We start from the raw sequence: 7740 nt of genomic DNA, 5'->3' as shown, positions 1-7740 counted from the left end.
AGCGCTGGCTCAACCGCATCCTCGCGCTGCCGATCGGAATGCAGAATGCGATCTTCGAGGAATTTCTGGGGCTGGTCGAAGCGCGTGTGTCCGCAGCGCGGGAGGCCGGATCGCTCGATGTTGGCGTCGAGACCCTTCGGGTCGAACAGGCCGCGGTTGTCGAAGACATCGTCCTGCGGACCGATGAGCGAACCGGTGCTACGTCACACTTGCTGCAGCTGGCTCTCAAGACGAGAGCACGGCCGATCTCGCTAGAGCGTGTCCTTGAGCGCCGCGACTACGCCGACGGTTGCATTCTGCTCCACAATACCAAGAGCGGGAAGGCAGCCTTGGCCGAACCTTCGCGGCACTTCATGACAGAACAGGGGGATTTGATCCGGCGGGTTATCCTCCACCGTCCCCTGCGCCGGGAATACCACCACTTCGATGACCTTGCGGAATCGGCTTGGGAGGAGGCCCCCCGCCGAACCTTCGAAAAGCTGTGGCAAAGCGAGGTTGCGGAGCTTGCCGAACGGCTAACGACAGAGACCGTGTATCTTGCGACCGGACTTCTCCTGCCGATCTGGTCGAGCCTTCCCATCGACTATCTGGAGGTCCGGCGGATCGTTGACGAAGAGGGCAGAAACTGGCTCGGCCGCATGGTCCACGAACTCGATGTGGCAAAGCTGCTCGAGAAGTTCGATATTGCCTCCACCGTTGAACTCAGTCCGGAAATGATCATCAGGTCGCTCGGCGAAGGCCGGACAGTCCCGATCAATCAGCCCTTCAAGGCGACCTTAAAATGCTCCCGCGTGGCTGGCGAGCAGCGCTATGAGATCGTGGGCGCACCAGTCGATCGGCTGCCTTGGCTCAAGAGCATCGGCTGCTTCACGGAAATCATCGCGTTTCGGACGCGCGTTTTCATTCCAAAGGGCGCAGCGTCAGCAATCGTTAGCGCGCTGGTTCGGGTATAGTGCAGGAATTCGGGCGGGCCGCGTCGACAATGGGGCAGGCGTAACGCCAAGGGTTACACCTCTCTTGACTCTTGGTGTAACTTATGGGATTACACTTTAATGGAAATCGGAACGATCCGCCATAAGGCGCTTCGCAGGTTTGCCGAAACCGGGAAGCCAGCAGGGCTAATGGAGGCAGACCGGCTGCGCCGCATGCTCGCGTTCATTGTTTCGGCGGGGAGTGTGGACGAGTTGGCCCTGCCGCCGAATTTCGGGTTTCATCCCCTCACCGGAGACAGGGAGGGGTATTTTGCCATGACGGTTACCCGGAACTGGCGACTGACATTCACATTGATCGACGAACTGACCGTCGCCGATCTCGATCTGGAGGACTATCACTGATGGCCATCAAGCTCCATGACAGCTTCGCGATCCACCCGGGCCCTTGGCTGCTCGAAGAGATCGTGAAGCCCTACAACATGAACGTGTCGAGCACAGCAGATCATCTCAAGGTCACCCGGCCAGCCTTAAGCCGGTTGCTCAATGGCAGGGCTGCGCTGACGCCGGAGATGGCTATCCGCTTCGAGAAGGCATTCGGTATTTCTGCCGCCACCATGCTGCGGATGCAGTCTGCCTATGATCTTGCACAAGCCAAAAGCGGATCTGAGACCATCAGCATCGAGCGTGTACGCGAACCCGCGTAGCTTGCGTCAGGCGCGCTAATGAGAACATGTCCCCACTCCTTCGGCGCGCTTAAGGGTATTTATTCGTTTGGATCCCGTTTTTCTTCTTGGCCAATCAAGGCCATGGAGAAAGACGATGACCTACTCTCACCTCGACCCGGCGATGCAAAACCGGGTTTCATGGAATGCCGGTAGAACTGTAGGCACCAAGCGGCCACTTACTCAGAAGCAGATTTGGGCGATCCGCTTCTTCCTTGATCGGGAGGAGCGGCTCCGAGACCGCGCCCTGTTCGACCTGGCGATCGACAGCAAGCTGCGGGGCTGCGATTTGGTGAAGCTTAAGATCGGTGACCTCGTGGCAGGATCTGAAGTCCGGGACCGCGCAATGATTATCCAGAGGAAGACTGGACGACCCGTGCAATTTGAAATCACCGCGGACGCCCGCACGAGCCTGGCAACATGGCTGCTGCGGCGTGGCGGCACCATCGATGACTTCGTGTTCCCAAGCCGGATCCATTCCGGCCAACCCATGAGCACGCGGCAGTATGCTCGCCTCGTCGATGAGTGGGTCACCGCGGTCGGGTTGCGGCGAGAAGACTACGGTACCCACTCCATGCGGCGCACCAAGGCGGCCATGATCTACCGGACAACGGGAAATCTACGTGCAGTTCAGATATTGCTCGGCCACTCCAAGATCGAAAACACGGTTCGGTATCTCGGGGTGGACGTGGAGGACGCCCTGGTCCTCGCGGAGCGCATCGAGATCTGACAACATTTGCGGCCGTCGGATGAGCTCCGATGGCCGCTTTTGTCGATTTCGGATGATCACCGAACCGGCAACAATTGGGTGGATTGCTGCCGTCGTCATTTTCATCTCAATCGCCGGTCAGCCATCTTCCAAATCAGTAATGTCGAGTTGGAGGCAAGTGAGCTTCTGGTTCGTTGCCAACTCAGGCGCGATCCCCGGTGCCACAAATCGCTCTTCGAAGATTTTTCCGTCTGGTGATTGGATAAGCCTGAAGCAAGATTGGACCTGCTCTTCGTCAAAATAAACGGCTTTATGACACATCAACTCTCCCTCTATACTGTAGTTAGGTGCCAATAAATCAGATATGAGCGTGTCATTCAAACGACCATCCGTATAGTAGGTTCGAGCTTCCACCGCATCCCTTTTTGGGTCAGGACGAATGCCCCAACGCATCACAAGATGAGTTTTTCCAACAGTGACTTCGCGAAGCTTGCTACCACTCAGTATTTCTCCGTCACACCCCTGATCTTCGCGTTCTTTTTGGCGCCAAATCTCTTGCACCTCCGCCCACTCGCGCATTTCTTTTGCTACGCGTTCCGATAGATCGGCTCTACGCTGCTCTTCTGGAGTTAGAGCATTGCAAGCAACCGCCATTAACGAAAGGCAGCCACAAATTAGGAACTGGTTTGGCGCCCTTACAACGTCGAAGGCCGCACTGGCAGCGACTAGGGAAATGCGGAGTCTTGTTCGAATCACCCGACCGACACTGCAACAAAAAGGTAAATTTCCCAAGGCTCCGAGACAGACGCCGATATAAGGGCTTCGCTCAACCTTTTGTCCGAGATGGGGTCGGTTTCAGAATGGCAGCTGCTGGCGAGAATCCTGTTAAAGCTGCCCGTCAGGTTCCGTTACCATAAGCCGAATGGCAGGAAGTTGCCTTCTCTGAAAAAAATCTGCCCTTCAGCTATCGACCCCGAAGCGGTCATTGCCAGAATTCTTCGTCACAACCGAGAGCGGAAGTCGGCCATGGAAAGCTATCGTTTCTAACAAAAAGAAATGTTCACCATTGAGCTTCAGAATTGCCCGATAGCTGGGGATGGGAAGGCAAGGTCAAATGCGTCGAATTTCAGTCCTCGGTCTGCTAGCGGCGGCATCATGCAATATGGGACAAGATGCGTCTGACCCCACAGCCAATTCGACTAGCTCAGACGAATGCGCCCCACTAAATGGGTCCGACGTGGCGGCGGGCGAACAGATAAAACTCGACCGCGAATTGTTCCGCAGAGCAGGAAACGGAAATGCCGATCCTGTGGTGGAAGCTACATTGGCAATCAACAAGGGCGATTTCCGGCTCTTCGCCTATTCACGCACAGCTCCTGCCAATTATCCAGCTGTATACGGCGTCGAATGTCGACTAAACCTCATGAGGCAAACCGCTCCAGGTTTTTTTCGCGGGATGTCCGGTGCTTCTGATGTTGCTCCACCTGATGCAGCGCGCGCCGAACGGCTCTTCATGCAGAACTATTCTACATTTGCAACGACTTACAACCGCATGATATCGAGAAGCAAAGTTTATCCTTGGAGCGATATCTGCCGGGCTGCGGATGGATCGTCGTTGCCAAGTTTGGATCCCACGCCTTACCCCGATGAATTTGGATATCGGGATCTTGCAGAAACCGAGTCCCCCCTCGACCTAAGCGAGGCAGCACGACGAGGGACTACGGATAGTATCGAACGACTGGCGAAGGCGGACTCAACTCCGATAAACCTAGCCGACCCATTTGGCTTCACGCCGCTCGCGTGGGCAGTTGTTTATCGGCGACCTGAGCATGCTGCCGTCCTTCTCAAATACGGCGCCGATCCAGCAGGATCGTCATGCCAGGGCGAGTTGAACACGACCTCTCCCATTCAGCTTGCACGCAGGATGGAATGGCGAGAAATGATCGATCGGTTTCGGCCTCACCTCAGAACGGCATTGTTTCCCGCTTTGCTTGATCCGCCTGTGCTTGTGCCAGATGCCGCTAGTGAACTTAGCCGCATCCTCGAACCCAAACGACGGCGCCACCCAGAGAAATTGCCGCGCGCAATTTCAATCAGGGCGAAGGTTGCCATTGATGCTGCTGGAAATCCCCAAGGTTGCAATTTGGAAGCCGGATCAGGCGTCTCTGCCTTTGACGAGGAAATTTGTGCCGCCGTGCTCGATGTTACACGCTGGGAGCCAGCTCGCGGGGTTTATGGAAACCCAGAGGCCGGGGTTGGAGAACTGCGTCTGGAAGTAAGAGCTCCCTAGAATCTCTTCGCACCGACGCAAATCATCGCACTGACCGAATTGTCCTTCACCATTGCCGCCGTTCGGGTTTCCACCCAGACCCGGTCATGAGCCGGGCCCCTGCGTGATCCCGAAAGCCGCCAGGCAGCTTTAACGGGCTGAGCGTCAAATTCCGTGATCAATGCGCCGCGAATTAGCACGCCCATCGACAGACAGCCCCAGTCGGCGTCTCCCAAAATCAAGTATACCATTTTTGCATGCTATCTCACAAAATACGTATTTGCGGTTAGGCTTAGTTTTCGACAACCTGAGATTGGGCAATGTTCGGGTGCTGCCAAGGGGTGTTGCGACCACAATCAAAGGAAACGGGGCATGTTGGAATCTGGTCTCGAAGTGCGTGCGAGAGTGTCTGACGCGGTTTCACTTCTAGCTCTTTTGACGGCCGTGACGGCTCCGGCAGCGGCGCTGGCGCAGGATCAGTCCGACCTCGACGACGAGCAAGCAAAAAAGGCCGAGCAGACGATCATTGTCACCGGTACCCGAAGGGAAGGGGTGACCTATCTTGAGTCCGCGCGTCCGGTCGACATCATTTCTGCTGATGTCCTCAACCGGCAGGGAGCATCAAACTTGAATGATGCCCTGCGTGTCGCAGTGCCGTCGCTCAACGTCCAGCAATTCGTGGCGCAGGATGGATCTGCCTTTGTCCGTCCATTCAGCCTGCGCGGTCTGCCGCCAGACCAGACGCTGGTCCTGCTCAACAACAAGCGCCGCCATCGTTCGGCACTGGTGCAGATCACCAATCAGCCGCTCGCGGCAGGTGCGCAAGGATCCGACCTTTCGAGCATTCCCACGATCGCGATCAAGAGCATCGAAGTTCTGCGTGACGGCGCGGCAGCGCAATATGGTTCGGATGCTATTGCGGGCGTGATCAACTTCCAGCTCAAGGACAACTCCGACGGGCTATCGATGACAGCGCGATATGGCCAGTTTTATGAGGGCGACGGCGAGGATGTGACGCTCGCGGCCAATGCTGGTTTTCCCGTTGCTGACGGGTTCATCAACCTGAGTGGCGAATATGCCCGGTCAAAGCCGACATCTCGCGGCGCCCAGCGTCCGGATGCGCAGGCTCTGATCAATGCCGGCAATACTGCCGTGCCGGTACCCGCCCAACGTTGGGGCAACGTGAACACTGAAGCTGCACGTTTCCTGCTGAATGCCGAGGTGCCCGCCTCTGATAATGCCACGGTCTATCTGTTCGGCAACTATGCGTGGAGCGCCGGCAATACCGAGTTCTTCTACCGTAATCCGGTGACACGGACAGACATCTTTCGCAGTGTTCCATTGACCACCACGCCGGGCGGAGCGCGGTTCAGTTTCACCTCGCAATTTCCAGGTGGCTTCACGCCAATCTTCGGGACTGACATCGAAGATCTTAGTATTGCGGGAGGGTTGCGCGGCGACTTCGGCGATCTGCGATATGACCTGGCCGCGATCGTCGCTCAGAACCGGGTCCGTTATGAGCTTTCGAACACTGTGAACCCGTCCCTCGGTCCGCTGTCGCCGACCAGCTTCAATGCCGGAAAGGTGACTCAGCGCGAGACGCAGTTCCATGCCGATTTCGTCTATCCATTCGAAATCGGTCTGGCAGACCCGCTAAACGTGGCCTTCGGTGCTGAGTATCGGCGCGAGGCGTTTGAGATCACCGCCGGCGAAGTGGCTTCTTGGCAGGCTGGTCCTTTTGCCCGTGTGCTCGATCCCGACAATGGCAACCTACCGGTCGGTCTGGCGGTGGGCTCGTCAGGCTTCCCAGGGTATGCGCCGTCCTCAGCTGGCACGTGGTCGCGATCAAATTTGGCGGCGTATCTCGACGTGGAAGGCGACCTGACCGACAGGCTCAATTTGGGCATCGCCGGGCGGTTCGAGGATTTCTCGGATTTCGGCAGCACCTTTAACTGGAAGGTGTCAGGGCGCTACGATCTCACCGACTGGATGGCTGTCCGTGCGTCCTACAGCACTGGTTTCAGGGCACCAACCCCGGGGCAATCGAATATTTCGGATGTTGCCACCAATATCGATCTCGTGACCGGCGGACTCCTCTTGACCACCACTCGTCCGCCGAATGATCCGGTCGCACAATTCTACGGCGCACAACCCCTAGATCGAGAGAAGTCGAAGAATATCGCGGCAGGCCTGGTATTCGATATCCCGGGCGGATGGGTTTTTACGGCCGACTATTTCAACATCAAGGTCGATGACCGCATCGCGCTAACCTCGCGCATCCCGATCACCGCAGCCGATCGTCTGGCCATGGCAGCACAGGGCATCGATCCCGGCGATGTACAGACCGTCAGGTTCTTCGGCAACTTCTTCGATTCCCGCACTGAGGGTGTCGACTTTGTCTTCTCCAAAGACTGGCGACTGGGAGTTGGTACCCGCCTGGGGATCAACGCTTCGCTCAACTACACCCAGAACGAAGTGACCAATGTTCGAGACGCAAGAGCGGTTGATCGCGAACGCAGGATCGAGATCAACAGTTTCAATCCGAACTGGCGCGGCAGCATTACCAGCACGCTTGAAACAGGCGCATTCTCCGGATTGCTGCGTGCGAGCTATTTTGGCAATTGGACCGACGCCGTTCCGAACGCCGTTCCAACCCCCAACGCGTTCGATCAAACCTTCGGCGCCGAAGTGCTCATAGACCTCGAGATCGGGTACGACGTAAATGATCGTATCAATCTTGCGATCGGCGCCAACAACCTGCTCGATGCTTATCCGGATCGTGATCAACGCATCGGACAGCGGAACAACGGAATAATCTATCCGCAGTTCTCTCCTTTCGGGTTCAGTGGCGGCTTCTGGTACGTGCGCGCGAACGTCAATTTCTGAGCCAATGTCGCAATCGTGATGCCGACGCTTGCATTCGAGCATCGGGCAGCCCCGCTCACTTGGAGGAACACGGTGACAGGCTCGATTGAACAGCGCCTAGCCGAAAGAGGAATCAAGATGCCGAGCGTCGCCCCGGCGGCTGCTAATTACCTACCCTTCACACGCAGGGTAAGACCGTATGTCCGCCTCGGTGTTTGAGGTGGCTCGCCCTACACTGTGTTT

The 7740-nt window shown here is 56.9% G+C and carries 7 protein-coding genes; 6 read left to right on the top strand and 1 reads right to left on the bottom strand.

What is annotated here, in order from left to right:
- The 4 genes from AX708_RS07010 to AX708_RS06995 form a co-directional block, all read left to right on the top strand.
- Positions 1-953 (top strand): strawberry notch C-terminal domain-containing protein (locus AX708_RS07010; RefSeq protein ID WP_197426356.1); only part of this gene is annotated, 953 nt, incomplete at its 5' end.
- A 99-nt stretch (positions 954-1052) separates the two neighbouring features.
- Positions 1053-1334, top strand: coding sequence for a type II toxin-antitoxin system RelE/ParE family toxin (locus AX708_RS07005; protein ID WP_067489784.1), 282 nt, complete (start codon positions 1053-1055; stop codon positions 1332-1334).
- Positions 1334-1636, top strand: coding sequence for a HigA family addiction module antitoxin (locus tag AX708_RS07000; protein WP_067489781.1), 303 nt, complete (start codon positions 1334-1336; stop codon positions 1634-1636). The genes AX708_RS07005 and AX708_RS07000 overlap by 1 nt, the downstream gene beginning before the upstream one ends.
- 115 nt (positions 1637-1751) lie before the next feature.
- Positions 1752-2384, top strand: a complete 633-nt coding sequence (locus AX708_RS06995; RefSeq protein WP_067489778.1) for a tyrosine-type recombinase/integrase — start codon at positions 1752-1754, stop codon at positions 2382-2384.
- Positions 2385-2501: 117 nt separating this feature from the next.
- Here the strand turns inward: AX708_RS06995 and AX708_RS20330 are convergent, their stop codons facing one another.
- On the bottom strand, positions 2502-3017 hold the full coding sequence (locus tag AX708_RS20330; RefSeq protein WP_156454542.1) for a hypothetical protein: 516 nt from the start codon (positions 3015-3017) through the stop codon (positions 2502-2504).
- 583 nt (positions 3018-3600) lie between these two features.
- Here AX708_RS20330 and AX708_RS20325 point away from each other — a divergent pair.
- Together AX708_RS20325 and AX708_RS06990 are read left to right on the top strand one after the other, a co-directional pair.
- A complete protein-coding gene (locus tag AX708_RS20325; RefSeq protein ID WP_156444046.1) occupies positions 3601-4653 on the top strand; it encodes a hypothetical protein in 1053 nt (350 codons plus the stop codon).
- Positions 4654-5004: 351 nt separating this feature from the next.
- Positions 5005-7518 carry a TonB-dependent siderophore receptor gene (locus AX708_RS06990; protein ID WP_081096420.1) on the top strand — a complete coding sequence of 838 codons (2514 nt, stop codon included), beginning with the start codon at positions 5005-5007 and terminating at the stop codon, positions 7516-7518.
- The last annotated feature ends 222 nt before the right edge of the window (positions 7519-7740 follow it).

Source organism: Erythrobacter sp. CCH5-A1, assembly GCF_001557115.1.
Classification (GTDB): Bacteria; Pseudomonadota; Alphaproteobacteria; order Sphingomonadales; family Sphingomonadaceae; genus Erythrobacter.
The sequence above is the reverse complement of the archived record's forward strand: the minus strand, read 5'-3'. Positions and strand labels throughout refer to the sequence as shown.